We start from the raw sequence: 24,179 nt of genomic DNA, 5'->3' as shown, positions 1-24,179 counted from the left end.
TCATAGACGATGAGGTTGATAGGTTCGGTGTGGAAGCGCGGTAACGCGTGGAGCTGACGAATACTAATCGGTCGAGGGCTTATCCACATTTCCTTTAGCAAATTGCGCAGTATCGCTTTTGATAAGCGACCTTTGGCTGAAGTCCGCAAGGACGAGGGCAACGGAGCGAACAAAAGCTGATGCGAGCTTGCGTATCCAGTTTTGAAGGAACAAGCAGGTATGCATATAAACCAGTTCATTACGAACTGGTTTTTTTATTAGGGAAATATTTGCTTACAACTGCTGTTTTATTTCCTGAGCAATAAATCGGGGGAAGTGCAATTGGTGATCATACAGAAATCGCTCAATTAAGTACTTTTCCGCATACATTTGAGACAGTATCAGTTCGCCCCATCCATCAGCTTCATACCGACAAAGCATCCCAAGTAAGTATAAAAGCAAAAAATGAGATGCCCAAATAGGTAAGGGGGACGTTTCTGTGCGATTCCAAAAAAACCATTTACCTTGATCGTTTCGGGTAAACAAAGGGTGCTGCTCTAAAGCGGCATTGTTTTCTTGAAAAAACTGCACTCTTATGTAATGGTATTCGTGCTCTGTCTCGGCAGCTTGTCCAGGCTGAAATTGAATATGTTTAGGGGAATGCCGATTGAGATATTGAACTAGTGTATCAAGCGAATAAGCGAGTGCTCCGCTAGGGAGTTTAGGAAGCCTCCAATCAAATCGATCCGCTGGTTCAATTAAATGCCAGGGACTTGCACCTACGATGAGCGAGTAATCATCGCATAAAGACACCATAGAGCAGAGCAATTCCTGAACGGTATACCGATTTTGTAAAGGAAAAGGCGAGTAAATCTTGGTAATGTGAGCAAAAAACCCCTCCTTTTGGGGACGTACTTCATCCTCAAGAAAGTGATAGGGATTCCGTTTTAGCTTTCGGGTTGTAAGACCGTGCTGGAGAACTTTGCTGCTTTGCGGAAAGAACGGATCTCTGCTCAGTAATAAACCATTCAATAAAGACCGGCACCCGTAAAAAAGAAGCAGGGGCTGAATCAGCAACTCTGCCTGTGAAGCGGTTTGATACAAGCTGCGTGCCTGTTTCCAGGTATAAACGAACCGGGTGCTCTGTTGGAAGGCAAGGCGCTGCGGATTATCGATTCCGGCTGCTTGATACGCGTCGGTAAGGAACCGGCGTGCGTTTGGTTCCGCCTCCAAAAAGCAAATGGGTTCCCACTGATCATCCATTGCTCCAATCACCTCTGTAAAATATTCGGTTTATTAAACTTATTGTGCTGTTTATTTTTCGATTTATCTGTATAATTCCCTGAGTCACCGAACATTATAAGGATTTCTTGACATTAAATTATGTGGTTGTTAAACTTGCGATAAAATATTTTAGGAGAAAGGGGTAACGTACTGTGAGAGAGGATAAGTTTGCCAAGGAGGGCCTGACGTTTGACGACGTATTGCTCGTACCGGCAAAATCAGAGATTTTACCAAGAGATGTAGATGTCACAACAAAGTTAAGCGAAAACGTGAAGTTAAATATTCCGTTAATTAGTGCGGGTATGGATACAGTAACGGAATCCGCATTGGCCATAGCGATGGCAAGACAGGGCGGTATCGGGGTTATTCATAAAAATATGACGATTGAGCAGCAAGCAAGCGAAGTTGACCGGGTAAAACGCTCCGAGAGCGGTGTTATCACCAACCCCTTTTCATTATCTCCTGATCATACCGTTGCAGACGCAGATGCCTTAATGGGAAAATATCGGATCTCCGGCGTCCCCATTGTAGACGAAAACAACAAGCTGGTTGGTATCCTCACCAACCGTGATTTGCGCTTTGTACACGATTTCTCAACACCAATTACCCAAGTGATGACAAAAGACAACCTTGTAACGGCCTCTGTCGGCACTACCTTGCAACAAGCGGAAGAGATTTTGCAAAAACACAAGATCGAGAAGCTGCCATTGGTTGACGAACAGAATGTACTCAAGGGACTCATTACCATTAAAGATATTGAAAAAGCGATTCAATACCCGAACGCGGCTAAAGACAAACAAGGACGCTTGTTGTGCGGAGCAGCGGTTGGCGTCACCACAGATACCCTGGATCGCGCTGCCGCATTGGTCGAAGCGGGCGTCGATTTGCTGGTAGTGGATACAGCGCACGGACATCACGTTAATGTCAGTCAAATGGTCAAAAAGTTGCGGTCTTTGTATCCCGATTTAACGATTGTGGCCGGAAATGTAGCAACAGGCGAAGCGACACGCGATTTGATTGAAGCAGGTGCTTCGGTTGTCAAAGTCGGAATCGGACCTGGTTCGATTTGTACAACCCGTGTAGTGGCGGGGATCGGTGTACCGCAGATTACCGCGATCAATGATTGCGCAAGAGTTGCCCAACAATACGGAGTTCCGGTTATTGCCGACGGCGGAATCAAGTATTCCGGCGATTTGACCAAAGCGATCGGTGCCGGTGCGTCGGCGATTATGATCGGTAGCCTTTTTGCAGGAACCGAAGAAAGCCCGGGCGAGTTTGAAATTTTCCAAGGACGTCGATTCAAGGTTTATCGGGGCATGGGCTCGATCGGCGCAATGAAAGCAGGCAGCAAAGACCGCTACTTCCAGGAAAATGCACAAAAGCTTGTACCAGAAGGAATTGAGGGACGTGTTCCTTACAAGGGGCCTTTGGCGGATGTCGTGTTCCAATTGGTCGGTGGTCTGCGTGCAGGTATGGGATACTGCGGAACGAAGACAATCGAAGAATTAATCAACAACTCTCAATTTATTCGAATTACCGGAGCAGGTTTGCGAGAAAGCCATCCACACGATGTTCAAATTACGAAAGAAGCTCCAAACTACTCCTTGTCCTAATTGGTCAGCCCCCTTTCCAAGGATACTTGGAAAGGGGTTTCCTAATTTTGGGGGACATTTCGGTCTCAAGCAACTTCAATCAAAGCGATATCTTATGGTAAACTAGTGCTTGGGTATTGACAGATAAGAACGACAGAGAGGGAGAGTGTTTGGAAAAATGATCAGAATGAAATGGACGAAGCGGCTTACAGGATTATTCCTTTCTGTCGCTGTATTTACGCTGTTTTGGCTGGGGACAAGCTTACAAGCAGCGAACGCGGCAGAAGCAGTTCAACCAAACTTGCAGTTGGCGGTAAAATCGGCGATTTTGGTTGAGGCTTCCACCGGGAAAATTTTGTACAGTAACAATCCTGACATAGCCTTGCCACCGGCCAGCATGACCAAGATGATGACGGAGTATTTGGTCTTGGAAGCATTAAAACAAAAGAAAATAACCTGGGATGAAAAAGTTCCAGTTAGCGAATATGCGTTTTATATTGCCAAGATGTCTGATTCGGCAGGTGTTTACCTGAATCTTGGTGAGGAGTTCACAGTACAGGAACTGTATAAGGCAATGGCCATCGCATCAGCGAATGACGCGACTGTCCTGTTAGCCGAAAAAGTGGGGGGCAGTGAAGCCAATTTTGTTGCGATGATGAACAAAAAGGCGCAGGAACTGGGGATGAAAACGGCATTTTTTGCCACGGCTTCCGGTCTGCCCGCCAATGAATTAGGACCGTATAGTCCGAAAGGCATCGACAAGGATAACGTCATGTCCGCACGCGATGCGGCGATTCTCGCTCGTGCGCTGATTACCGATTTTCCAGAGGCATTGGAATACTCCAAAATTCCCCGTCTCACTTTCCGCGAAGGGACAGAAAATCCGCTCAAAAAAGCAAACTATAACTGGATGCTCCCCGGATTGCCGAATGAGTATGCGGGAGTTGACGGACTAAAAACAGGTTATACCGATCAAGCTAAGTACTGTTTCACGGGAACGGCAATACGGGACGGCATTCGTTTGATCAGCGTCGTCATGGGTACAGAGTCTGAAACAAAACGCTTTGTGGAAACGCAAAAACTGTTGGACTACGGATTCAGCAACTTCAAGCTGACCAAAGTCCAGGAGAAAGATAGCGCGATTAAGGGCTTTGAGACAGCGCCAGTGAAAAAAGGGGTTGAATTAAGCGTCCCGGCCGTTGCGGAAAATGATATTCAACTGGTCTCAAAAATCGGGGAAGAAAAAAATTATCAGCCGACGGTAACTTTCAACGATTTAACCGCTCCCATCAAAAAAGGGCAAGTGATTGGACAAGTGGTTTACCAGGCCAAAGGAATAACCGATGAGTATTTGCGGCCAGAGGATGCGCAAAAAAGCGGATACAATCTCGTAGCAGCGCAAGATGTGGAAGAAGCAAGCTGGATTCGCCTGCTGTTCCGGAGTATTTTTGAGTTTATCAGCAATATGTTGGGTGGAAAGTAAAAAGCTGATATATCCGATAGAAATAACTTGAAACTTACTCACGCAGTTGTATACTAAACAATATTACTTTGATTATTGTTTAACTTTTTTTAAAGGGGGCTGACAATATGTCAGAAGCACAAGTAGGAACCACACGCGTCAAAAGAGGTATGGCGGAGATGCAAAAAGGCGGCGTGATTATGGACGTCGTAAATGCAGAACAAGCGAAGATTGCGGAAGCAGCAGGAGCTGTAGCGGTAATGGCGCTGGAGCGGGTTCCATCTGATATTCGTGCGGCCGGTGGCGTTGCCCGGATGGCCGATCTTTCCATTGTGGAAGAGGTATTGAAAGCCGTATCCATTCCGGTTATGGCCAAAGCGCGGATTGGACATTTTGTAGAAGCCCGTGTATTGGAATCAATGGGAGTCGACTATCTTGATGAGAGCGAAGTGTTGACACCCGCTGATGATCTCTACCATATCAATAAAAAAGAGTTTACCGTGCCATTCGTTTGCGGTGCGCGTGATCTTGGGGAAGCACTCCGTCGGATTGGTGAAGGAGCTTCCATGATTCGAACCAAAGGGGAACCGGGAACAGGCAATATCGTAGAAGCGGTACGTCATATGCGGACGGTTCAGGCACAAATTCGCAAAGTCCAATCGATGTCCTATGACGAATTGATGGCAGAAGCGAAAAATCTGGGCGCACCTTACGATTTGCTTGAATATGTTCATAAAAATGGCAAACTGCCAGTTGTCAATTTTGCTGCTGGCGGTGTAGCGACTCCGTCTGATGCAGCTTTAATGATGCATTTGGGGGCAGATGGTGTATTTGTTGGCTCGGGTATCTTTAAATCAGAAAATCCGGAGAAATTTGCGCGGGCGATTGTTGAGGCCACAACCCATTACACTGACTACGAACTGATCGCACGTGTATCAAAAGGTTTAGGCACGGCGATGACCGGTATTGAGATTTCCAAAATTCGCGAAGCAGATCGCATGCAAGAGCGCGGATGGTAAGGTGACTCTCATGAAGATAGGTGTATTGGCTTTACAAGGAGCTGTGGCCGAGCACATCCGCATGTTGGAATTGGCGGGGGCATCGGAAGCACGCACCGTGAAAAAAGTGGATGATTTGCATGATCTCGACGGATTGGTGATTCCCGGTGGGGAAAGCACCACCATCAGCAAACTGATGCACAAATACGGCTTCATGGAAGAGATCCGCAAGTTTGGACTAGAGCAGCGACCGATTTTCGGCACTTGCGCTGGGGCGATTTTGTTGGCAAAACGGATCAATGGTCAGGACGACGCTCATTTGCAGTTGATGGATATAAAAGTGGAACGAAATGCCTACGGACGTCAAAAAGACAGCTTTGAGATCAAATTGCCGATTGCCGGCGTTGCTTCTGATTTCCCCGCTGTCTTTATCCGGGCGCCGTATATTATGGAAATCAGCGATCGCGGTCAAGTATTGGCCAAACATGAGGAGAAAATTGTCGCAGCGCGGGAAGGACATTATTTGGCCGCTGCCTTTCATCCTGAATTGACGGAAGATTACCGTTTCCACAAGTACTTTTTGGAGATGGTCAAGGAATACCGCTCTTGATTTGAAGGGACAAAGAACCAGTGAAAATCGCTGGTTCTTTTCTTTTTGCTAATCAAATCGAACGGGTTTGTTGACTTTACATAGGTATATAAGTTGTAGTAAATTTGAAGAATAAAAGCAGAAACTTATTTGAACAAAACGTTGACGGGAACAAGTACTCTGCGTAGTTTGGTCAAGAGAGTCGGTGGCGGGTGAGAACCGATCCAACAAGCAGCAGGAATCCATCCCGGAGTGGCGAGGGAAATAACTTCGTCCGGCACGCGTACCGTTATGACGTGAATGAGAGGGCTGAGCGTATTTGACTGGTAGAAAGTTCAGCCAAAAAGGGTGGCAACGCGGGTTCTAACACTCGTCCCTTACCGGGGCTGAGTGTTTTTTATTGTGGCAATAATGGATATCCTTATCGAAGCTGGAGGTACGATTATGTTAGATGTAAAGTTGTTACGCCAAGATTTGGACGGGGTAAGACGTCTGCTTGCCCATCGAAATGAAGATATTTCAGCATTGGATCAGTTTGCCGAGGTTGATGAAAAGCGCAGAAAGGTGATTCAGGAAGGCGAAACACTGAAAAACAAACGCAATACCGTGTCCGAGCAAGTTGCCGTGCTAAAACGCAACAAAGAGGATGCGGACCATTTGATCGCCGAAATGAAAGAAGTAAACGAACGGATCAAAGCATTGGACGAAGAACTGCGTCAATTGGACGAACAGCTGGAGACGATCTTGTTAAGCTTGCCCAATATACCACATGAGAGCACACCGGTAGGCACCAGCGAAGAAGACAATGTGGAAATCCGCAAATGGGGCACGCCCCCGACTTTTGCTTACGAACCAAAACCGCATTGGGAATTGGCTCAGGAATTGGGCATCCTCGATTTTGAAGCAGCAGCAAAGGTGACCGGCAGCCGCTTTGTCTTTTACAAAGGGTTGGGTGCACGGTTGGAGCGGGCCTTGATGAATTTCATGCTCGATTTGCACACAGGTGAGCACGGCTACGAGGAGATTTTGCCGCCGTATATCGTCAACCGGACCAGCATGACGGGAACCGGCCAATTGCCCAAATTTGAAGAAGATGCGTTTAAACTGGATGGGTTGGACTATTTCCTGATTCCGACGGCGGAGGTACCGGTAACCAATATGCATCGCGATGAAATTTTTGATGCAGAACAACTGCCGCGCTACTATGCCGCTTACAGCGCATGTTTTCGCTCCGAGGCAGGATCGGCTGGACGCGATACTCGCGGGTTAATCCGCCAGCATCAATTTAACAAAGTGGAGTTGGTTAAGTTTGTCAAACCGGAAGACTCCTATGAGGAATTGGACAAACTGGTGGCCAATGCCGAGAAGGTATTGCAATTGCTTGAACTGCCGTATCGGGTTCTGAGCATGTGCACCGGTGATCTTGGGTTCACCGCTGCCAAAAAGTACGATTTGGAAGTGTGGATTCCCAGCTCGCAAACATATCGGGAAATTTCCTCTTGCTCCAATTTTGAAGACTTCCAGGCGCGTCGTGCCAATATTCGCTTCCGTCGCGACAGCAAAGCGAAGCCGGAGTTTGTGCATACGATCAACGGTTCCGGATTGGCGATTGGCCGTACCGTTGCCGCTATCTTGGAAAACTACCAGCAAGAAGACGGTTCGGTTGTCATCCCAACCGTTCTGCGTCCTTATTTCGGTGGCCGCGAGAAACTGTCCATCAACTAGGGTAGAAACAAAACGGATTGGACGGCGGGCAACTGATTGCTCGCCGTTTTCAATTTGCAAAAAGCGGTGTTCCCTCCTATAATAAACGGTAGAGTCGATGTCCCCGTAGCTCAGCAGGATAGAGCAACGGTTTCCTAAACTGTAGGTCGGAGGTTCGAATCCTCTCGGGGACGCCATCGAAAAACCGCGTGATGCACGCGGTTTTTTTCTTTGCCCGGGCAATATTCTGTGATTCAGTCAACACCGGCAGTCCGTTTGCCAACACGTTCATCGTCATGCCGCCTTGCAAGTTTGACAAAGCAAATCCGCTTGCTTTACAGAAATCATTCATAACATTGGCAAATTTATCCGAAAACAATATTGTAAAGTCTACCCATTACCGACAAACAAAAACGAATGGAGGAGATACCAAGGTGATAGGAATACGGGGAGTGTTGCTGAAGATCTTGCCAATCCTTTTGGTGGTTTCGATTTTTTTGAATCCCGCCGGCATACCTTCAGCATATGCGGATGAAATATCGAAGCTGGTTCTTTCAAAAAACTCGTTGACTATGGAAGTGGGGGATACACAATCGCTCACAGCCACTGCTATATATGAAAGTGGTGCGACTTCCGATGTAACCATCAAAGCAGATTGGTCAACTCCGGATGATACGGTCTCCGTCTATGCCGGTACGGTGACGGCGAAGAAGGAAGGGACGGCCACGATCACAGCGACGTACATGACGAAGACAGTGGTCGTCACGGTGGCGATTAGCAAAAAGGTGCGTACTTTGACCAAGGATGCACAGAAGGTGACGCTTCGCACGGGAGATCAGCAACAAGTGAAACTGACGGCAACTTATACAGATGGGACGACCGAGGACGTAACTGCCAAGGCAGAGTGGACCACGGACAGTCAAGATGTAGCCGATGTTTTAAATGGCTTGATTACCGGGGTAGGCTCAGGAACGGCGAGCGTAAAGGCCACTTTGGGAACACAATCGGTGACGATTCCGGTGGAAGTGGATCTGGTCAAACGGCTTGACCCGGATCAAACAAGTATTTTTCTAAGGAATAAAGGTACAGAGCAGATTCGCTTGATGGCTACGTTTGAAGATGGAACAGTGGAAGATGTAGCCGCCAAGGCGGAATGGAGCACAAATAAAGACGATGTAGCCGATGTCGTCAAAGGATTGATCACCGCTTACGGAACTGGGGAAGCGACGATCACCGCCACTTATGGAGGAAAAACGGCAACGATCACGGTTCAAGTCGATATTGCCAAGCGGCTGGAAGTGGATAAGCCCAGTCTGATCATGCAAATCAATCAGAGCGAAGACGTGGCATTGACAGCATATTACGCCGACGGCACCAGTGAGATTGTCACTAACAAAGCAAAATGGTCCAGCAGCAATCCGGACGTGGTTGATGTAGACAGTACGGGAAAAGTAAGCTCCTACGCTGTGGGTCAAGCAACGTTGACGGCGAGTTATGGAACCAAAGAAGTGACCATCTCCGTTGATGTAGGTACGGGGAAAAAGCTTGAGATTGACAAACAGGATTTATTTTTGCACAAAGGCGAAAGCGAGCAGTTGACTTTGACCGCCACATTTGCCGACGGATCAACCGATGATGTGACCAGCGAAGCAACTTGGACATCCAGCGATGAAGATGTGGCTTATGTTGCAAAAGGCAAAGTGTCAGCGTTTGGGTCCGGGGAAGCGACGATCACGGCCACATATGGAGACAAGTCGGTGAAGGTCTCGGTTGATGTGGATATACCGCGGAATCTGGAAGTGAACAAGCAGGATATATCCTTGCAAGTCGGCGACAGTGAACAGCTGGTGCTGACCGCTGCCTATGCGGATGGATCAACCGACGATGTGACCAGCGAAGCTGACTGGTCAAGCAGCAATGAAGACGTGGCGTATGTCAAGAATGGGAAAATTAGTGCGTATGAGGCCGGCAGCACAGTGATCACCGCCACCTATCAGGGCAAAAAGGTTACGATCGTCGTTGATGTCGATGTTCCGCGAAAGCTTGAAGTGAGCGATAGTTCGCTGATTTTGCAGGATGACGGCTCGGCGGCAGTAACGGTTTATGCAGTCTATGCGGACAACAGAAAAGAAGATGTGACCAAGGAAGCGGAATGGAAAAGCAGCAATGAGGATGTGGCTGAAGTATCCGATGGCGTCGTGGATGGAACAGGAATCGGTACCGCCACAATAACCGTTACATATCTGAATCGTTCGGCAACGATCTCCGTTCAAGTGGGAGTGATCAAAGATTTATCGGCCAGTGATACACGGGTGGCTCTTGACGAGACAGGAAGCAAACAAGTGACCTTGACTGCCACCTTTGGCGACGGAACCACAAAGGATGTGACCGAAGAGGCGGAGTGGGTATCTGCTGCCGAGGATGTCGCAAGCGTACTGGATGGCCTGATCAAGGCAAAAGCAAGCGGAAAAACGAATGTCACCGCCACTTACAAAAACAAGAGCATTACCATTCCCGTTGAAGTGGGCGTGGCTAAAACCTTGACCGCTGACGTTACCAAACTGGTCATGGGATTAACCGACCAAAAACAGATTAAATTAACGGCAACGTTTACCCAAGGTTCTGTGAAAGATGTCACCGAAGAGGCCGAGTGGTTTTCCGGAAACACCAAGGTCGTATCCGTTACGAGCGGCGCTGTTACTGCCAATGGCACAGGAAAGACAACGATTACGGCCAAGTATGGGGGTGCAACACTCGTCATTCCGGTGGAAATCGAAGTTGTGCAAAAGTTGGAGCTAAACAAACGGTACCTGATGATGAAAACAGGGCAAACGGAACAACTGGTGGCAACGGCTGTTTACTCCAATGGAACGACTCGCGATGTCTCCAGCGAAGCGGATTGGACGACGCGCAATTACAAGATTGCCGATGTGGTCGATGGCCTTGTGACCGCGACTGGCTCAGGAAAAACGACGTTGTCGGTTAAATATGGCGGCAAAACGCTGACAATCCCGATTGAAAACGACAATTTGAAGTATTTAAAAGCCAGTGCCGTCAAGTTGGAAATGAAGACTGGCGAAAAGAAACAAGTGACTTTGACCGCGACCTATATGGATAACAGCGAAGCAAATGTCACTGTTCCGGCGATCTGGGCGACCAGCAAAATTTTGGTTGCCGACGCCAAAGACGGAATTATACAGGCTAACGGACCGGGACAAGCGATGATCACCGCCACTTATGCGGGAAAAAGAGTCACGATTGTTGTCATCGTTCGCCCATAAATATAGGGAAAAGCAGGCATCGCGGTTAGCTGACGATGCCTGCTTTCTTATTTCGTAAATTTATCGGCAATCGTGGAAGCACAAAAGGAATCAGGCTTGATATCGGCGGGAAAATCGTTCGTATTGGCGACGCTGAGCAAGTAGCCGACAAATTTGTTGGTAGGGCCGTTTCGGCCGATGTCAAAATGCAAACGAATCGGCAGTTCAATCTGACGTTCTTTGAAGTATTGACGCAGTTCAGAAGCTAGTCCAACTGCGTAAAAAGCTTCCGAATAAATTCGTTGCTGCAGGGATGGAAAATGGTGACGCTGAAACGTGTGATAAAAGAAGGTCCCTCCTCTCCCCTTTTGGATGAGCGAAATGACAATCGCAAACGAGGTACTGCTGCGGCGCAATTGGGAATCCGCTCCGACAATTACCTCATAATGCTCGATTTGGTCAACGACAGTATGTTCAATTTCGGAGAAGACAGCCTCCTTGGACAAGGGGCCTTTCGACGGGCTGTGAAACAGTTCAAATTCGACCTGCTGTTCATGGCTAGAGGTTACCCCCACTTGTATCCCTCCTTTTCCTTAATGTATGTAATTATGCGGGGAGTATGTGAGCGTGCGGCAAGTGCAGACCTGTTTCTACTATATGGAGGGAGCAAGCCAAAAAGAGATGGGGGTGAGTTTCTTTACAACAATTTCATAATAAAAACCCCGTTCTTATGGAACGGGGTTTAGCAATCTTACGCTTTTTTGCGGAACAGATTAATCAAGGAAAGCAACAGAGCCAAACCGCCTAACACCAGGGCGACGGTGTTGGACGTATTGCCGGTGCCTGTTCCTCCGCTTTGTTCAGTCGGAGCGGCATCGTGGGAGGCATCGTGATTGTCAGCTCCTGCTGCCGCTTCATTTACGGTGGTGACAGCTGCCGGTGTATCTGTCTCGGGTGCTCCAGTCCATTCGACCACAGAACCGTCTGCGTAGGTTTGATAAGCTTTCCAGGATAAAGAGCCGGCTTCCTTCGGATTTTTGGCTTGAAAGCTGAATTCAGCAAATTCATGGGCTTTGATTCCCTCGTTCTCAGCCGTCCAGGTGATCGCGGTAAAGCGTCCTTCCGAATCTTTTTCAAACGTATATGACCAGTTCGGGATTGGCTGGACCGTGCTTACCGTAACACCGGTCGGGAATTCCACGCGGACTTTTGTCGTGTTGACCTCTTTTTCGACAGGCACCCGGACGGTATATTTCTCATAAGCGTTCGCGGTCGATTCTTTCGGCCATACTGTTACATGAGCGCTTGCCGTTCCAGCAAGGGACAGCACAAGAGCAAGTACGGCAAGGACGGATAATTTATGAAAACGTTTCATGGCAATACCTCCAAAAAGTATGATGTAAGATTACAGCGAGTAATTGATTTGACTCATCCACACGCCGGCTAACAAAACGATTGCCCCGATGATCAGTTCGAGACGCAGCATGTCGCGAGAAAGAAGCTCACCTTTTCGCCAGCGGCGAGTTTGCATCCAGGCAAGCAGCAGCATGAACAGGACAAGGATGACTTTGCAACGGAGCAGAAGAGCCCAAAGCGAGCTGCTGCTGATGATGGCCGCCCAATTTGCTTGCATTTGACTCATCAATAATCCGCTAATGATGGCCGCAATAGAGGAAATGAGCAACACGTTTAAAAAATAACGACGAAGCGTCAACAAGGCTGGTTGACGGGAACCTTCGGATTTCCGGAAGCAAAGGATCAGGTTGAACAGCGCACCCAACCAAAAAGCGATCGACAGCAGATGCAGCAAACGCACCGCAAGAGCCAGTCCAACCGGTTCAATCCCCCAGGCGTGTCCGCCAAAAGCCAGGCTGCCGCCGAGCAAGAGCCAAATGCCCAGATACCAACCTTTTACCATATTGGGAATGGCCATCAGAATCAGCAGAAGCAGTTGAATGAGAACCATCCGGACAAAGGGAGACTCCAATAGAATATCCAAGGTGACCGTATCAATCGACATAGCGTAAACGAACAATTGCCCAAGCAGTAAAAGAAGCAGCAGCGCCCATACATAGCTGACAAACTTACGCAGCTCGGGGACGCGATAGGCCCGGGACAGCCAGTCATTCCAAACGAGTCCGCAGCCAATCAGCAAAACAATTTCCGTCAAAAAGCGAAGGCCAACGAGGATGGCCGGCCAGGCCATTTGTGGTTGCTGCTCAGCTGGTTGGGCTACCTCGGGTGATTTTTGACCAACAGAAAAGATATAAGAACTTTTTACAGGGTGACCATCTTCGGAGACCATGCTCCATTCCACTGTATAGCTGCCTTGATCGAGAGAACGAAGCGGAACCGTTATTTGCGTGGCATCGCCCTTTACCATTTGTGGAGCCGCGGTGGAAATTTTCTTTCCCTTCCAGTCATATAAAGCAAGCGAAAATGAATCCGGCTCAACAATTTCGCTAAACCGCAGAGTAATTTGGTCCGGACTCTTTTGCACAACCTCTCCATCGGCGGGAAACGATTCAAGCAAGGTTGCGTGTGCAGATACTCGTGATGTGAAGGAGAGAATCAGGGCAAGGAAGATGGTAAAATAAAGAGCAAGTTTTTTCGTAGCAAGTCCCTCCTTTCAGTTTTTCGGAATGTCCTTCATCATTTAATCAAAGCGGACTAGAGATCACAATGACTCAGACGGGCCATATTTGCGAGCCGATCGTGAACAGTTGGTGAACACTGAAGATAACTTGCTTGAAGAAGGATCGCAACTAGTTTTTAATCATGCTACACTATGGATGGCAAAAACAAGGAAAGGACGTAATCCGTGCAAGATATGACTCAACAACCCGACCATCAGTATTTTATGGAATTAGCGATTGAAGAAGCGAAGAAGGCGATGGCATTGGGCGAGGTCCCCATCGGTGCGGTAATTGTCAAGGACGGCGAGGTAATCGGGAGCGGGTATAATTTGCGGGAGACAGAGAAAGACCCGACGCTTCACGCGGAAATGATCGCGATCCGACAGGCAAGCGAGCGATTGGGCGGATGGAGACTGATTGGTTGTTCGCTATATGTGACATTGGAGCCGTGCCCGATGTGCGCAGGGGCGATTGTCCAGGCCAGAATCGAGCAAGTCGTCTACGGTGCTGCAGATCCAAAGGCCGGCTGTGCCGGCACATTGATGAATTTGCTGGAGGAACCCCGGTTTAATCACCAAGTGCCGGTCGTTGCCGGCATAAAGGGCGAGGAATGCAGCCTGATGTTAAAACAGTTTTTCCGAGGGTTGCGCAAAAAATAACCGCCTGCTCAAGCCAACTTTGCGGTTTGGCTGAGCAGGCGGCTTTAGGCTTGGCGTAAAGCTGTCAGTTCTTCCTCGGTTAATTCCCGAAATTCACCGAGGTCCAACGTTTCATCCAATAACAACGGTCCCATTCGCAGCCGTTTTAGGTAAATGACTTCCAGACCAAATGCGGCAAACATCCGTTTCACTTGATGGAATTTGCCTTCCATGATCGTTACCTTAATTTCGGAAATCTCCCCGGATTGTATAATTTCCAACCGGGCAGGCAGAGTGGTAAAATCATCATCCAACTTGACTCCGCGGGCGAATTCCTCGACATGCTGCGCGGTCACACGGCCACTGATCCGGGCAAAATACTCCTTGTCCACCTTTTTCTTGGGTGAAAGCAGGTTGTGAGAGAGCTGGCCGTCATTGGTTAACAGCAGCAGTCCCTCGGTGTCGATGTCCAACCGGCCGACGGGATGAACTTTGATCGCCCATTCATAGGGAAGCAAATCGACCACGGTTTTATGGCGAGCATCTTCGGTTGCGGAAATAAAACCGGGTGGTTTGTTCATCATGACGTAAATCCAGCGCTTGAATTGGATCGATTCACCTTCCACGCTGATTTCCTGTTCCTCCGGGAGAACGTGCATCCCCGGGTCTTGCACCGTTTCGCCATCGACCTGGATCAAGCCTTGTTTGACTAATTGTTTTACTTCTTTCCTTGTGCCAAAGCCCATATTGGCCAGCACTTTATCGAGTCGTTCCCGTTTCACGATCGCTACCTCACTTCCTGTATAAAACAAGTAAACGGACTGTTTTCTAGCTTTTACTATATTGGCTGATCCAAACAGACAAATCAAGTCTTTGGAAAAATATACATCTTGCAAGAGCGAAAATAATTTGTTATATTTATAACTGCCTTGGAGAGATACCCAAGTGGTCATAAGGGGACGCACTCGAAATGCGTTAGGCGTCGTGAGGCGTGCGTGGGTTCGAATCCCACTCTCTCCGCCATATTTTTTTAATCAGTGGTTACCCAAGCATATCTTTGTCGGTCTTGACAGGGATGTGCTTTTTTTATGCAAAAAAAAGAGGATTGCTATGATGCAATCCTCTTTTGCAGTTTGCCGGATTAGAAAGTGCGTGCTGCTTCTTTGGCTTTTTCGATCCCTTCTTGAATGATCGCTTCTGCTCTGTCCGGGAATTGATTGTGACCTTCGACGATCACTTTGGTGATGTTTTGAACGCCCCAGAAGCCGAGTGCGGCAGAAACAAAGTTGACGGCCATTTCAACAGATTGCGCAGGACCTTCCGAGTAGACGCCACCGCGGGCATTGAGGATGGCAATTTTCTTGTCGGTTACCAGACCGATCGGACCTTCAGCGGTATAACGGAATGTTTTGCCTGCCTGGCTAAGATAGTCAATGTAGGTATGTAATACAGCAGGTACAGTGAAGTTCCACAATGGGAAAGCGAATACCACTTTGTCGGCGGCGAGGAATTGATCCAAATATTTGTTGACGACATCGGTTGCTGCTTTTTCCTCGGCGGTCAATTCCATCCCTTTGCCCAATTTAAACATACCGTTGATTTTATCGGTATCGTAGTAAGGCAAATTTTCTTTGAACAGATCCAGTTCGATAATCTCGTCTGCCGGGTGGGATTCTTTATAGCTATCCAAAAATGCCTGGTAGAGCTTCACACTGACCGCTTGCTCAATTGGACGCGAGTTTGCTTTAACAAATAAAACTTTCGCCATGATGGGTACCCTCCTAAAAATGTGTGTGTTGTTATGCAACCGCAAAAATATTTCTTAACTTTAATAAGTTGCTATAACAATTTAATATACTATACAAATTATAAGGAACCTATTGCAATTCTGTCAATTCAATCATGTGCAAAACCTGCAATTTACGTCAATCTGTCCATTGAACGGAGCAAATCGAGAAATACCGCCAACGCTTTTGTCTGCAACGCGTTTGCTTGCGTAACCAATGAAAACGTTCGTGTAATGGGGATGCCGGGGTAGGGCAGCAAATGCAAAGTGCCGAGTAACAACTCCTTGCGAATGGCATAATAGGAAAGAAAACTGATTCCCAACCCAGCTTCTACCGATTCTTTAATAATCTGATTGCTGCCAAACTCCATTATATGTGCCGGAGAGAGCGACAACGATGCAAACATTTTTTCCGTCGCTTCTCTTGTGCCGGAGCCTTTCTCGCGAACAATCCAGGTTTCACCTTGCAAGTCCCCGGCAGATAAGTTTGGCTTTTGTGCTAATCGGTGATTGGCAGAAACGATCAAGTACATCTGATCATCCCCAAAAGGTTCGAAAACTGCCTTTTCATGCCGGTAGTCACCTTCAACGATCCCCACGTCCAATTCACGCTTGACGACAAGCTCAACGATTTCGGTGGTGTTGTGAATGATAATCGATGGTTTGATCAACGGATAAGTTTCACGCAGACGGGCGATAGCGTGAGGAAGGACGTACTCGCCAAATGTATAGCTCGCTCCGATTGATAGCTCTCCGCTGGGGACATTGATCAGTTCATCGACCATATTCCTCATGCGTGCCGATAAATGCAAAATCTCCTTGGCATGATGATAGACAATCTCACCCGCTTTGGTTAAACGGACATACTTGTTGTTGCGATCCAACAGCCGGGTGCCGAGCGAACGCTCCAGCGCTTGAACATATTGGCTGACAGAGGGCTGAGTCATATGCAGTTCTTCGGCAGCACGAGAAAAGTTTTGCCGCTCGGCGACCGTAACAAATATGAGCAGTTGCTGGTCCATTCCTTGTTCCTTCTTTCGCTTTTGTTTACACACTATAATACATAAATAATTATCATCGGTATCATAATGATTTATTTTGCTTATGGTAAATACTCGGCTATGCTGAAAGCAATCGCTAATGAATGTCTGGAGTGAAAAATGGTGAAACAACTGACGGGCAGTATGCCCCAACCCCACAAAAATAGCACGGTCATTCCTTGGATCGGCGGAGTCTTGTTTACCTTCATCATCGCCTGGATCGGTTATGGCCTTTCCCTGATTCCCGGTGTAAACCGGCTGGGACCATTAGCTTGCGCCATTCTTGTTGCCGTCGTTTATCGACAGCTGTGGGGATACCCCGAGCCGCTGCGGCCGGGGATTCAATATACCGCTAAAAAACTGCTGCGGCTGGCAATCATTTTGTATGGCCTGCGGTTAAATATTTCGGTTGTCCTCGATCAAGGAGTCAATTTGCTCCTATACGGAGCGGGAACTATTGTGTTCGCCTTGGCTGTCACCCTATGGTTGGCAAGACGATTGAAGGCGGATCCTGCTCTATGTTTGTTGTTGGCAGTGGGCACAGGGGTGTGCGGTGCAGCGGCGATCGCTGCTGTCTCGCCGTTGATCAAAGCGAAAGAGGAGGATACGGCAATCGGTGTCGGCATTATCGCGCTTGTCGGGACGCTGTTTGCTTTGTGTTATACACTCGTTCGCCCCCTGTTGCCGATCTCGCCGGTAGAGTACGGGATTTGGTCCGGTGTAAGTTTGCATGAGTTGGCTCATGTCGCCCTCGCCGCGGCGCCTGCAGGCCAGGATGGATTGGCTATCGCCCTTCTGGCCAAGCTGGGACGCGTGTTGTTGCTTGTCCCGTTATGTTTTGTACTGATGGTCTGGATGAGGCGGTTTGGCAAGACGAGAGGGCAAAGCAAAGTGGAATTTCCCTGGTTTTTGCTTGGTTTTATCGCGATGAGTATTATAGGCAGCTACGTTTTTGGCCCGGTGATCCATGTGCCGGAATCGTTGCTTACGGGCATTACGTCCGTTTCCTCATTCATTTTGACAATGGCGATGGTCGGCCTTGGTTTAAATGTCGATTTGCATGCGTTGCGGACAAAAGCGGCTCGTCCGCTGCTGGCAATGCTGCTGACCTCAATCTTGCTTTCACTGTTGTCGTATTTGGTAATTGCCTAAAAGTTTAAACGAATATGTAACAAATTGAGGCCAAAAAAAGTGTATGATAAACATATAAGTGAATGCCAATATAAGGAGGGGTTCAGTTGTTTAAAAAGATCATGGCCAAGTTTGGCGTCGGGGCAGCGACCGTAGATTTGCGGTTGGATCGGATGGCTTATCACATCGGTGATCAGGTTACCGGTGTGATCCATATTGAAGGGGGCAGTGTCGAGCAACGAATTTCCGACCTCAGTGTAGTGCTCTTGATGAAAGCATATATCCGGGGGCGGGAAGAGCAGCGTGCGGTGGCGACGATTCCTGTACTAAGAGGATTCATGGTTCAGCCCAAACCTTATGTTCAGGATATACCTTTTACCTATACGCTTCCCGCTGGTTTGGCCGTCTCTACGCCATCGATTCAATATTTCCTGCAAACGAAGCTGGATGTCGAAATGGCGATGGACCCGACCGATTTGGATTCCTTGCAAATTTTGCCGCCTGCGCATATTGACAAGGTGTTTCAGGCGTTGGCCCGCCATGATTTCCGGCAAAAGCCCGACTCGGGCCGATTGACACCGTACGGTCAAGCATTTTCCTTTTTTCCGGGGAAACCGCTGGGAGCTCCGCTCAATGGACTGGAGATTATCTTCTATGAAGCGCCGGGAGAATTGCGCTTGCTGACTCATTTGGACATACCGCAAACCGGTTTCTTTGGCAACAGGGATCAGCGCGCGGAGATTGTTGTTTCGCACGACTTGCTGGAAGACGGGAAGGAAGCTGATTTGGAGCAATTCTTAATGGAAAAATTGCAAACCTATGTCCAAAATCCCGCTTCGATTCCGTATGTGCCGATGCAAACCTACGCCGGTGCCCGCCAAGCAGGAGGTCACGGAATAGGCGGCATGCTCGGCGGTATGGCTGCCGGTTTGTTAGGCGGCATGCTGCTGGGTGAACTCATGTCTGAGTTTGGCGACAATGCGGCTGACATGTTTGGGGAAGACCAGCAAGTCGATGCAGAGGCCGAGGATACGGATGGCGGCTTTGATGACTTTGGCGATTTTGGTGATTTTGGCGACTTGTAAAAATGCTGACGATCTGGGCGCATCACCCGGCGGTATCGCTGATGGTGGTGCGTCTTTTTTGCCGGGTTCAAACGTTGGCTAAACCTTTCCAAATTTATACTCCGGCTGGTTTTAGCTGGAAGCAAGAACTGTTATACTTTGCTTGTGAACGATGGGAATGGAGGAGAGATCAATGAAGCTCAATCATTTGCTGTTTTCAGTCTCCGATTTGGACAAGGCCATTCGTTTTTATACAGAAGTGTTGGGCGCCCGTTTGTTGGTCAAAGGGAAGAAACTGGCTTATTTTGATCTCGATGGTTTGTGGTTGGCAGTCAATGTAGAGGAGAATATCCCGCGAACGGAGATTCATCAATCTTATACGCACATCGCATTCAGCGTGACCGAAGAGGAATTTGACCGATTGCATGAAAAGCTGCGAAATTTGCAAGTACATATATTGCCTGGCAGGGAACGAGACGAACGGGACAAACGTTCCTTGTATTTTACCGATCCGGATGGACACAAATTTGAGTTTCACACCGGAACGTTGCAGGACCGACTGCAATATTATCGGGAGGCTAAGGGGCATATGACATTTTACCCGCAAGCGGGGGAAGCGAGTGACGTCCAAACAGCAGCCGCGATCAAGCTTGATTTTTACAGAGCGGAATACGAGGCGGCATTGCGTGCTTTTCAACTCCCGGACAACCAGTTGGAATTTACGGCCTTGCCTGCCTGGGTATTGGAGGAAGCGCTCCGCGACCCGCATCGTTATCCGATTGTCATTCTCGACGGCGACGAACCTGTCGGCTTTTTCATTTTGCATGAAGGGGAAGGAATTGCTCCTTTTACGGACAATCCGCAAGCGCTTTTATTACGGGCGTTTTTGATTGATTTTCGCAAGCAAGGGAAAGGCTACGCCAAAGCTGGTATGGGGCTGCTGCCCGCATTTGTGGCAGAGCATTTTCCAGGGAAGGAGGAAGTGGTGCTTGCTGTGAACATGCGAAATTTACCGGCCAAGCGGCTATATGAGAAGGTCGGGTTTCGAGATCGAGGGGAAACGAGAATGGGAGCCAAAGGCCCGCAACATTTGCTGTATCTTCCCTTGGCGTAGCTTTTCATTCACTGTGGATTTTTTGCAAAGATAGTCATCGAACTACAGCAGTCCCCTTCCTTTCCACATATCTTTGTAGGGATTAGAAGGAAGGAGGGAGAAGTTATGGGTTGCGGCAATTTCGATGACTTCGTTCTGATTCTCGTATTATTTATCCTGCTCGTGATCATTGGGGCAGCGGAAGATTGTTAAAACGCTGTGCAGAAGGAAAAAATCCGCCTGGGGGTCCGGGCGGATTTGCTGTTAGCGTTGGAAGAATTCAATCCATTCCCCTTCGGGGCCATAAAAAAAGAAGTATCGGTAACCGTTTGGCAATGTTGTAATTTCTTGATCAATCAACTGTACCTTGTCCAACCGCTGCAGTCGGGAAAATTCTTCTTCGATATTGTCAACAGCGATAGCCAAATGATGCACTTTGCCTTCGGTGGGGAGATGGTCATTGTAGCCTTGAATGATCTCCAATTCCGTCTCCTGTGAGTGATTGAATCCGAGAAAGGCCAGTTGGAATACTCCATTTGTATGGACAAGCCGCTGTTTTAATTGAAAACCGACAACCTCTTGGTAAAACTGAATGGCTCGATCAATATCTTTCACAATCAGCCCCACGTGATCTATCCTTTTCCCAGCCATAGCGAGATTCCTCCAATGAAATTTAATTTGGATAATTACGAATATTAATTCAGACAATTTTGAGTTGTCAAGGAGGAATTATCGCAGCAACTTTGAAGAAACAAATAGTTCCAAACATTTGGCGAAAATTGTTATACTTTTTGTAGGCAGGAAAAGTTGAATGAAAAGGGGTAGTGCGGAGATGCATGATGTGATCATTATTGGTGCAGGGCCAGCAGGAGCAAGCGCAGCACTGTTTACCGCGAAAGCCGGGAAAGCAACGTTGTTGATTGACAGCGATCAAAGTATGACCAAACGGGCCTGGATTGAAAATCATTACGGAGTCATGGAAATCACCGGCCCGGATTTGATTCAGATCGGTAAGGAACAAGCGAAGAAGTTTGGCGCCGAGCTGGTCGAGGCCAAGGTAACCGACCTGCAAAAAAGCGAAGCCGGTATCGTGGTTAAAACGGAAACCGGTGAATTTACCGGAAAACATGTCATATTGGCAACCGGCGCACTGACAGAACTGGCTGAAAAAGCGGGGATCGCCACTGTTGAGGGCACAGAGCCGCGCATTAAAACGATTATTCAAACCGATGCAACCGGCAAAACCAATGTGGAGGGAGTATGGGCGGCGGGCACCGTTGCGGGTGTCAGTGTTCATACGATTATTACCGCGGGAGATGGGGCCAAGGTTGCCATCAATGTCATCAGCGAATTGAATGGTCAACGCTATGTGGACCACGACGTGCTGAAGGCGTAGTAGGGATACAGATTGAATACAGGCGGACAGGGACTTGGGCAAAAACCAGGTCCTTGTTTGTGTTGAACACATACCGTTTCTTTATCAGCGATGAAGTGCGACCGCTGCTCTCGATCGATGTTTTAGGCAAATGCTGATATCCTTTTACGTGTTTCTTCGTATTCTTAATTATAAGCGAGTCATTAATAGATGTCTTATCTTAGCAGGGGGAACCGTTGGAATTTGCAGTTTTGTTACAGGGAATTGAGCATTACGGATATATGGCGTTGTATTTCGCTCTCTGGCTAGGGATCGTCGGGATGCCGATTCCCGATGAAGTGGTCGTCATGACAGGGGGACTGGTTACTTCCTTTCAGTTGCTTGACCCGATACCCGCTTTTCTCGTCACGTACCTTGGTGTGATTTCCGGCTTGTCTTTAGGTTACTTACTGGGGCGGAAACTGGGCATGCCGATTCTGGAACGGCTGAATCGTCGGCGAAAGATGGACAGGTATATCGGTCGTTCGCAGCAATTGCTGATGCGTTACGGCAACTATGCGCTTATTTTCAGCTATTTTTTGCCGGTTGTACGGCATGTCGTGCCTTATTTGCTGGGAATCTCCAACTTTCCTTTTGCCCGTTATGCATTGTACTCGTATAGCACGGGCTTTGTCTGGACGCTTCTGTTTTTTTTACTCGGCCGTTTTTTCGGAGGCAATCTATTGCTGATTGCCGACATGGTCAGGACTTATGGCTGGTATGCCTTATTGGCCGCCGCGGTTTTACTTCTTGCGGTATGGGGATGGGTTCGAGTTCGCCGGCAATGGCTTTAAGTCGTTGTCATAAACTTCGCAACGAATCGCCTGGCCGCAACGCAAAAAAGGGATGAATTCCGCGATGGATTCACCCCTTTTTTCTATTTTTCAAATTTGGCAGCATCATCGGGTTAGCTTACGCGACGAGCTGTAACAAAGCGTTTTTCCCAATTGGTTCCCGCAAATTTGGTAAACGTTACGCCAGGATCGCCAAACGTATGGAGAAGCTGATTGTTTCCCGCATAAATAGCGACGTGAGTAATGCGTGAGGAAGAACTGCCGGCGGTGCGGAAGAAGACCAAATCGCCTTTTTGCAGTTGGTCAATCGAGACGGTTTCCCCTACTGTCGACTGTTGGCGAGAATTTCGCGGCAAGGAGATGCCGATATCTTTAAAAGCCCGTTGGGTAAAAGAAGAGCAGTCGAACGCACTTGTCGTATTGGAACTTGCTCCAAAACGATACGGTGTCCCCAAATATTTCTTTCCTGCTTCGATGACTTGATCGCCGATACTCCCTGTTGCTTGGCTATCTTGTTGCACCGGTTTGGCGATTGTTTCGTTGTGTTCTGGCTGCTTCACCGGAGTCGCCTGTGGTGCTTTTCTCCGATCCGTCCGTTTTACAGGAGCTGCTTGCGGCACTTCAGTTGGAGCAGCCGGCTGAGAAAAATAACGATTATGGGAATAAAAATAATTAAGAAAATTGTTCTGATTAAAAAAGCTGTTGGTTGTTGCTTCATTGACTTGGTAGGAGGTGACATTGGCAGTATCCGTTGTTGCTGCGCTGGCTTGTCCGTTAACCGTAAACAAAGATGCTCCCAAAACCAGAGTGGAAAGTGCTGTGGTTGTCCATTTTTTCATAGTCGTAATCTTCCTCCCTATTTTTGAGTTTCGCTTGGTTATGTAAACTATCATACAGATAAAAACTAAGAGTACTTGAAGAATAACATTAGAATTTGCTGAGAATCAGAAATTACCAGTTGGTGAAACTAGAACCATAACAGTTTGAGCATAGAGGTGTACCATGTCCACGACCGAGAGCAAAGGCTTCTTGCTGTTGATTGAAGATGAACGCAATTTGGCGCGATATTTGCAATTGGAACTGTCAAACGAAGGTTACGATCTGGATGTGGCCTGGGACGGTCCAACCGGCTTGCAGTACGCCCTCGAGAAGCACTATGACTTGATTTTGTTGGATGTGATGATCCCGGGCCTGTCCGGTTTGGAAGTTTGTCGCCGCATTCGCGAAGTGGACGAGGTACCGATTATTATGCTGTCGGCAAGAGGCGAGATTCCCGACAAAGTGGCCGGTCTGGACAGTGGTGCCAATGATTATTTGACCAAGCCGTTTGCCATTGAAGAACTGTTTGCGCGGATTCGCGTCCATTTGCGCAAAAACACAGCGGAAGAATCCGATCTGATCCAAGTAGGCAGCTTATCTATTCAGCCGAAAGCCAGGCGGGTTTTTCGCAAGGATGAGGAAATCATCCTGACGCCAAGAGAATTTGATCTGTTGTTGCATTTGGTCGAGCATGAGGGACAGGCACTATCCCGAGAACAGCTGCTGACGGAAGTGTGGGGGTTTGATTTTACCGGAAATACAAATGTCGTCGATGTGTATATCCGCTACTTGCGGAACAAACTGGAGGATGATAACCACCCCAAACTGATTCATACCGTACGCGGGATTGGCTATACGGTGCGCAATGAATAGTCCTAGCCCTACATACAGGGGGA

At 48.1% G+C, this 24,179-nt stretch carries 23 protein-coding genes, 2 tRNA genes, 1 rRNA gene, 1 pseudogene and 1 other annotated feature; of the genes and pseudogenes, 18 read left to right on the top strand and 9 right to left on the bottom strand.

Annotated elements, in window-relative coordinates; genetic code table 11:
* A 23S ribosomal RNA gene (locus tag JOD01_RS18410) occupies positions 1-87 on the top strand; the annotation flags it as partial.
* A gap of 186 nt (positions 88-273) precedes the next feature.
* On the opposite strand, the gene JOD01_RS18405 is transcribed toward JOD01_RS18410, so the two are convergent.
* Complete coding sequence (locus JOD01_RS18405) at positions 274-1,242, bottom strand: YaaC family protein (protein WP_204519755.1); 969 nt, start codon at positions 1,240-1,242, stop codon at positions 274-276.
* 173 nt (positions 1,243-1,415) lie between these two features.
* Here JOD01_RS18405 and guaB point away from each other — a divergent pair, with 173 nt between their 5' ends.
* The 7 genes from guaB to JOD01_RS18370 all read left to right on the top strand — a co-directional run bounded on the left by guaB (position 1,416) and on the right by JOD01_RS18370 (position 10,889).
* Positions 1,416-2,876: an IMP dehydrogenase gene (guaB, locus tag JOD01_RS18400; protein WP_204519754.1), complete on the top strand. Its 1,461-nt coding sequence runs from the start codon at positions 1,416-1,418 to the stop codon at positions 2,874-2,876.
* A 157-nt stretch (positions 2,877-3,033) separates the two neighbouring features.
* Positions 3,034-4,338, top strand: coding sequence for a D-alanyl-D-alanine carboxypeptidase family protein (locus tag JOD01_RS18395; RefSeq protein WP_204519753.1), 1,305 nt, complete (start codon positions 3,034-3,036; stop codon positions 4,336-4,338).
* Between the two features lie 107 nt (positions 4,339-4,445).
* Positions 4,446-5,336 carry a pyridoxal 5'-phosphate synthase lyase subunit PdxS gene (gene pdxS, locus JOD01_RS18390; protein ID WP_204519752.1) on the top strand — a complete coding sequence of 297 codons (891 nt, stop codon included), beginning with the start codon at positions 4,446-4,448 and terminating at the stop codon, positions 5,334-5,336.
* A gap of 10 nt (positions 5,337-5,346) precedes the next feature.
* Positions 5,347-5,925, top strand: coding sequence for a pyridoxal 5'-phosphate synthase glutaminase subunit PdxT (gene pdxT / locus JOD01_RS18385; protein WP_204519751.1), 579 nt, complete (start codon positions 5,347-5,349; stop codon positions 5,923-5,925).
* A 132-nt stretch (positions 5,926-6,057) separates the two neighbouring features.
* Positions 6,058-6,285, top strand: a binding site (T-box leader).
* A 63-nt stretch (positions 6,286-6,348) separates the two neighbouring features.
* Positions 6,349-7,629: a serine--tRNA ligase gene (serS, locus tag JOD01_RS18380; protein ID WP_204519750.1), complete on the top strand. Its 1,281-nt coding sequence runs from the start codon at positions 6,349-6,351 to the stop codon at positions 7,627-7,629.
* Between the two features lie 99 nt (positions 7,630-7,728).
* Positions 7,729-7,805: transfer RNA gene (locus JOD01_RS18375), tRNA-Arg, on the top strand.
* Positions 7,806-8,042: 237 nt separating this feature from the next.
* The gene (locus tag JOD01_RS18370; RefSeq protein ID WP_204519749.1) at positions 8,043-10,889 is read left to right on the top strand and encodes an Ig-like domain-containing protein; all 2,847 of its coding nucleotides are present in this window, start codon (positions 8,043-8,045) and stop codon (positions 10,887-10,889) included.
* 47 nt (positions 10,890-10,936) lie between these two features.
* Here the strand turns inward: JOD01_RS18370 and JOD01_RS18365 are convergent, their stop codons facing one another.
* From JOD01_RS18365 to JOD01_RS18355, 3 genes are all read right to left on the bottom strand, one after another.
* Positions 10,937-11,443, bottom strand: a complete 507-nt coding sequence (locus JOD01_RS18365; protein ID WP_204519748.1) for a ribonuclease H-like YkuK family protein — start codon at positions 11,441-11,443, stop codon at positions 10,937-10,939.
* 176 nt (positions 11,444-11,619) lie between these two features.
* Positions 11,620-12,243 (bottom strand): YcnI family copper-binding membrane protein, encoded by a 624-nt coding sequence (locus tag JOD01_RS18360; RefSeq protein ID WP_204519747.1) that lies wholly within the window; start codon positions 12,241-12,243, stop codon positions 11,620-11,622.
* 30 nt (positions 12,244-12,273) lie between these two features.
* Positions 12,274-13,401, bottom strand: a complete 1,128-nt coding sequence (locus JOD01_RS18355) for a copper resistance CopC/CopD family protein (RefSeq protein ID WP_204519746.1) — start codon at positions 13,399-13,401, stop codon at positions 12,274-12,276.
* 297 nt (positions 13,402-13,698) lie between these two features.
* Here JOD01_RS18355 and tadA point away from each other — a divergent pair, with 297 nt between their 5' ends.
* Positions 13,699-14,163, top strand: a complete 465-nt coding sequence (gene tadA, locus JOD01_RS18350; RefSeq protein WP_204519761.1) for a tRNA adenosine(34) deaminase TadA — start codon at positions 13,699-13,701, stop codon at positions 14,161-14,163.
* A gap of 44 nt (positions 14,164-14,207) precedes the next feature.
* On the opposite strand, the gene JOD01_RS18345 is transcribed toward tadA, so the two are convergent.
* Positions 14,208-14,924, bottom strand: coding sequence for a pseudouridine synthase (locus JOD01_RS18345; protein WP_204519745.1), 717 nt, complete (start codon positions 14,922-14,924; stop codon positions 14,208-14,210).
* A gap of 149 nt (positions 14,925-15,073) precedes the next feature.
* Here JOD01_RS18345 and JOD01_RS18340 point away from each other — a divergent pair.
* Positions 15,074-15,165, top strand: a tRNA-Ser gene (locus JOD01_RS18340).
* A 118-nt stretch (positions 15,166-15,283) separates the two neighbouring features.
* Here JOD01_RS18340 and JOD01_RS18335 read toward each other — a convergent pair.
* Both JOD01_RS18335 and JOD01_RS18330 read right to left on the bottom strand, forming a co-directional pair.
* Entirely contained in the window at positions 15,284-15,910 is a 627-nt protein-coding gene (locus JOD01_RS18335; protein ID WP_204519744.1) for an FMN-dependent NADH-azoreductase, read from the bottom strand.
* 152 nt (positions 15,911-16,062) lie between these two features.
* Positions 16,063-16,950: a LysR family transcriptional regulator gene (locus JOD01_RS18330; RefSeq protein ID WP_204519743.1), complete on the bottom strand. Its 888-nt coding sequence runs from the start codon at positions 16,948-16,950 to the stop codon at positions 16,063-16,065.
* A gap of 138 nt (positions 16,951-17,088) precedes the next feature.
* On the opposite strand from JOD01_RS18330, the gene JOD01_RS18325 reads away from it, so the two are divergent.
* The 5 genes and pseudogenes from JOD01_RS18325 (at position 17,089) to JOD01_RS18310 (ending at position 20,469) form a co-directional block, all read left to right on the top strand.
* Complete coding sequence (locus JOD01_RS18325; RefSeq protein ID WP_204519742.1) at positions 17,089-18,120, top strand: YeiH family protein; 1,032 nt, start codon at positions 17,089-17,091, stop codon at positions 18,118-18,120.
* A gap of 86 nt (positions 18,121-18,206) precedes the next feature.
* On the top strand, positions 18,207-19,184 hold the full coding sequence (locus tag JOD01_RS18320; protein ID WP_204519741.1) for a sporulation protein: 978 nt from the start codon (positions 18,207-18,209) through the stop codon (positions 19,182-19,184).
* A 172-nt stretch (positions 19,185-19,356) separates the two neighbouring features.
* Positions 19,357-19,764, top strand: a pseudogene (fosB, locus tag JOD01_RS19790) (metallothiol transferase FosB); the annotation flags it as partial.
* A complete protein-coding gene (locus JOD01_RS19785; RefSeq protein WP_239565572.1) occupies positions 19,753-20,277 on the top strand; it encodes a GNAT family N-acetyltransferase in 525 nt (174 codons plus the stop codon). The pseudogene fosB and the gene JOD01_RS19785, both read left to right, overlap by 12 nt.
* Positions 20,278-20,382: 105 nt before the next feature.
* A complete protein-coding gene (locus tag JOD01_RS18310; RefSeq protein WP_204519760.1) occupies positions 20,383-20,469 on the top strand; it encodes a YjcZ family sporulation protein in 87 nt (28 codons plus the stop codon).
* 51 nt (positions 20,470-20,520) lie between these two features.
* Here JOD01_RS18310 and JOD01_RS18305 read toward each other — a convergent pair whose 3' ends face one another.
* The gene (locus tag JOD01_RS18305) at positions 20,521-20,907 is read right to left on the bottom strand and encodes a VOC family protein (RefSeq protein WP_204519739.1); all 387 of its coding nucleotides are present in this window, start codon (positions 20,905-20,907) and stop codon (positions 20,521-20,523) included.
* Positions 20,908-21,088: 181 nt separating this feature from the next.
* Here JOD01_RS18305 and JOD01_RS18300 point away from each other — a divergent pair, with 181 nt between their 5' ends.
* Positions 21,089-21,652, top strand: a complete 564-nt coding sequence (locus tag JOD01_RS18300) for an FAD-dependent oxidoreductase (protein ID WP_204519759.1) — start codon at positions 21,089-21,091, stop codon at positions 21,650-21,652.
* Between the two features lie 215 nt (positions 21,653-21,867).
* Positions 21,868-22,464, top strand: a complete 597-nt coding sequence (locus JOD01_RS18295; RefSeq protein WP_239565570.1) for a DedA family protein — start codon at positions 21,868-21,870, stop codon at positions 22,462-22,464.
* A gap of 113 nt (positions 22,465-22,577) precedes the next feature.
* Here the strand turns inward: JOD01_RS18295 and JOD01_RS18290 are convergent, their stop codons facing one another.
* On the bottom strand, positions 22,578-23,303 hold the full coding sequence (locus JOD01_RS18290; protein ID WP_239565569.1) for a C40 family peptidase: 726 nt from the start codon (positions 23,301-23,303) through the stop codon (positions 22,578-22,580).
* A 163-nt stretch (positions 23,304-23,466) separates the two neighbouring features.
* Here JOD01_RS18290 and JOD01_RS18285 point away from each other — a divergent pair, with 163 nt between their 5' ends.
* On the top strand, positions 23,467-24,156 hold the full coding sequence (locus JOD01_RS18285) for a response regulator transcription factor (protein ID WP_204519737.1): 690 nt from the start codon (positions 23,467-23,469) through the stop codon (positions 24,154-24,156).
* Positions 24,157-24,179 lie beyond the last annotated feature (23 nt).

Source organism: Brevibacillus fulvus (assembly GCF_016908525.1).
In the GTDB taxonomy this organism is placed as follows: Bacteria; Bacillota; Bacilli; order Brevibacillales; family Brevibacillaceae; genus Brevibacillus_G; species Brevibacillus_G fulvus.
Note: the sequence above shows the minus strand (reverse complement) of the source record. Positions and strands in the feature narration are given on the sequence as shown.

What these genes read in the sequence shown, in the direction of transcription:
- tadA (WP_204519761.1), top strand. Translation starts at nt 13,699, where the DNA reads ATGACTCAACAACCCGACCATCAGTATTTTATGGAATTAGCGATTGAA.
- JOD01_RS18285 (WP_204519737.1), top strand. Translation starts at nt 23,467, where the DNA reads ATGTCCACGACCGAGAGCAAAGGCTTCTTGCTGTTGATTGAAGATGAA.
- JOD01_RS18395 (WP_204519753.1), top strand. Translation starts at nt 3,034, where the DNA reads ATGATCAGAATGAAATGGACGAAGCGGCTTACAGGATTATTCCTTTCT.
- JOD01_RS19785 (WP_239565572.1), top strand. Translation starts at nt 19,753, where the DNA reads ATGACATTTTACCCGCAAGCGGGGGAAGCGAGTGACGTCCAAACAGCA.
- JOD01_RS18305 (WP_204519739.1), bottom strand. Translation starts at nt 20,907, where the DNA reads ATGGCTGGGAAAAGGATAGATCACGTGGGGCTGATTGTGAAAGATATT.
- JOD01_RS18360 (WP_204519747.1), bottom strand. Translation starts at nt 12,243, where the DNA reads ATGAAACGTTTTCATAAATTATCCGTCCTTGCCGTACTTGCTCTTGTG.
- pdxS (WP_204519752.1), top strand. Translation starts at nt 4,446, where the DNA reads ATGTCAGAAGCACAAGTAGGAACCACACGCGTCAAAAGAGGTATGGCG.
- JOD01_RS18335 (WP_204519744.1), bottom strand. Translation starts at nt 15,910, where the DNA reads ATGGCGAAAGTTTTATTTGTTAAAGCAAACTCGCGTCCAATTGAGCAA.
- JOD01_RS18290 (WP_239565569.1), bottom strand. Translation starts at nt 23,303, where the DNA reads ATGAAAAAATGGACAACCACAGCACTTTCCACTCTGGTTTTGGGAGCA.
- JOD01_RS18310 (WP_204519760.1), top strand. Translation starts at nt 20,383, where the DNA reads ATGGGTTGCGGCAATTTCGATGACTTCGTTCTGATTCTCGTATTATTT.
- pdxT (WP_204519751.1), top strand. Translation starts at nt 5,347, where the DNA reads ATGAAGATAGGTGTATTGGCTTTACAAGGAGCTGTGGCCGAGCACATC.
- JOD01_RS18405 (WP_204519755.1), bottom strand. Translation starts at nt 1,242, where the DNA reads ATGGATGATCAGTGGGAACCCATTTGCTTTTTGGAGGCGGAACCAAAC.
- JOD01_RS18330 (WP_204519743.1), bottom strand. Translation starts at nt 16,950, where the DNA reads ATGGACCAGCAACTGCTCATATTTGTTACGGTCGCCGAGCGGCAAAAC.
- serS (WP_204519750.1), top strand. Translation starts at nt 6,349, where the DNA reads ATGTTAGATGTAAAGTTGTTACGCCAAGATTTGGACGGGGTAAGACGT.
- JOD01_RS18325 (WP_204519742.1), top strand. Translation starts at nt 17,089, where the DNA reads ATGGTGAAACAACTGACGGGCAGTATGCCCCAACCCCACAAAAATAGC.
- JOD01_RS18300 (WP_204519759.1), top strand. Translation starts at nt 21,089, where the DNA reads ATGCATGATGTGATCATTATTGGTGCAGGGCCAGCAGGAGCAAGCGCA.